This is a genomic window from Actinosynnema sp. (assembly GCF_052038725.1).
This window is the reverse complement of record NZ_JBQGCX010000168.1, coordinates 1-2150: the sequence shown is the minus strand read 5'-3', so window position 1 is coordinate 2150 and position 2150 is coordinate 1. Positions and strand designations below refer to the sequence as shown.

Here is a 2150-nt window from a genome sequence, read left to right as displayed (position 1 = left end):
CCCCCTCGGCCTGCGGGGATCAGCCCGCCGGGGTGGCGCTCGGCGCGGGCTGCGCCTGCGTGGAGCTCGGCTGCGCCGGGGTGGCGCTCGGCGGCTGCGAGGCCGTGCCGGTCGGCTCCGGCTGCGCCGGGGTGGAGCCGGGAGGCGTCGGGATCGGGCTGGACGAGGCGGTCGGGACCGGGGTTCCGCGCGTCGGCGCCGGGGTGGCGCTGGTCGGCCACACCTGGATCGGCCCGCAGGTCAGGTCGGCGGGCAGGTTGCCGCGCTCGTCGCCGCTGAGGTAGACGGCGCTGACGTAGTGGCGCCTGCCGGAGGCGCCGAAGCCGACCGCGACCCAGATGTCGTTGGTGATGCCGTAGTCGGTGATCGTCTGGCCGTGCGTCCAGCAATAGGCGGGCAGCTCCTGGTTGGCGGTGGTCCGGCCCACCACGTCGCAGGACGTGCCCTGGCACTCGCGGATGTTCGAGGACACCCACGGCGTGACGGTGTAGCCCGTCGGCGCGGGCGTCGAGGACGGGGTGACCGCCGGGGTGGAGGACGGGGTGACCGCCGGGGCCGTCGACGACGGCTCCGCGAGCGCGACGCCGCCCGCCAGCCCGGCGCCGAGCAGCACGGCCAGCCCGGTGGCGGCGGAGAGCTTGAGGGTTCTCATGATCTTCAGATAGCGGCCCTCCCCCGCGCCGGGTTGCACGGGAGGCGCAAAAATCGTCGCTCCCGCCCGCAGCGCCACCTGTCCGGTTGACGACAGAACCCGCTCACGCTCTGGGTACAACCGCGCACTCTCAGTAGGTTCGGGGACCATGCACCCAAGAGGAGCACTGGTCACCGCGCTCGCGGCGGTCCTCACCGCCACGATGGCGACCCCGGTCGCCGCCCAGCCCGCACCCCTGGTCGTCCCCGATCCCGCAGCCCACGTCGACCCGCTGATCGGCACCACCAACCTGGGCAACACCTTCCCCGGCGCGGTGCTGCCGTTCGGCATGTTCTCCTTCAGCCCCGAGGGCACGCGCGGCAACACCCTGCGCGCCGCCGCGCCCGGCGGCTACCGGCACGACGCGACGCGGCTGCGCGGGTTCAGCCTGACCCACATGTCCGGCACCGGCTGCGCGGGCGGCTCGGGGGACGTGCCGCTCTTCCCGCACGTCGGCGAGGTCACCACCAGCCCGGCCTCGGACGCCACCGACGCGCTCTACGCCAGCGACTTCGCGCACGCCGACGAGACCGCGAGACCCGGCCGCTACGACGTGCGGCTCAAGTCCGGCGCGCGGGTGGAGCTGACCGCGACCGCCCGCACCGGCGCGGGCCGCTTCACCTTCCCGGCGGGCAAGCCCGCGACGGTGCTGGTGAACACGGCCAAGTCGCTGGTGGGCAGCAGCGACGCGAGCACGACCGTGGACGTGGCCAAGCGCACCGTGACCGGGTCGGTGACCAGCGGCAACTTCTGCGGGTACCTCAACCAGGCGGGCAGGCGCAGCTACTACACCCTGCACTTCGCGCTGGAGTTCGACCGGCCGTTCACCAGTGTCGGCACCTGGACCGACGCGGCCGTGACCCCCGGTTCGACCTCGGCGCGCGGCGGCACCACGTACGGCACGAACGGCTGGCCGGTGCTGGGCAGGGGATCGGGCGCGTACCTGGGGTTCGAGCCCGGATCGACGGTGGGCGTGCGGGTGGGGATCTCGTACGTCAGCCAGGCCGGGGCGGTGCGCAACCTGCGCGCGGAGAACACCGGCAGGCCGTTCGAGGACCTGCGCGACGACGCCTACCGGGTCTGGCAGGACCAGCTGCGCAAGATCGAGGTTGGCGGCGGCTCGGACGCCGACCGCACCAAGTTCTACACCGCGCTCTACCACTCCCTGTTGCACCCCAACGTGTTCAGCGACGTCGACGGCCGGTACGCGGGCTTCGACGGCAAGGCGCACGAGGTGTCCGGGCGGCAGGAGGCCCAGTACGCCACGTTCTCCGGCTGGGACGTCTACCGCTCGCAGGTCCAGCTCCTCACCCTCCTCGAACCGGACGTGGGCTCGGACATCGCGCAGTCGCTGCTCAACCAGGCCGAGCAGAACGGCGGCGTCTGGGACCGCTGGACGCACGCCTCCGGCGGCACGCACGTGATGAGCGGCGACCCGTCCGCCCCGGCCCTCGCGGGC

The 2150-nt window shown here is 73.6% G+C and carries 2 protein-coding genes; one reads left to right on the top strand and one right to left on the bottom strand.

Annotated features, from left to right (window positions below; translation table 11 throughout):
* Window positions 1-19: 19 nt before the first annotated feature.
* Window positions 20-652, bottom strand: coding sequence for a hypothetical protein (locus ACTUAL_RS03170; protein WP_440899213.1), 633 nt, complete (start codon window positions 650-652; stop codon window positions 20-22).
* Between the two features lie 148 nt (window positions 653-800).
* On the opposite strand from ACTUAL_RS03170, the gene ACTUAL_RS03165 reads away from it, so the two are divergent.
* Window positions 801-2150 (top strand): GH92 family glycosyl hydrolase (locus ACTUAL_RS03165; protein ID WP_440899212.1); only part of this gene is annotated, 1350 nt, incomplete at its 3' end.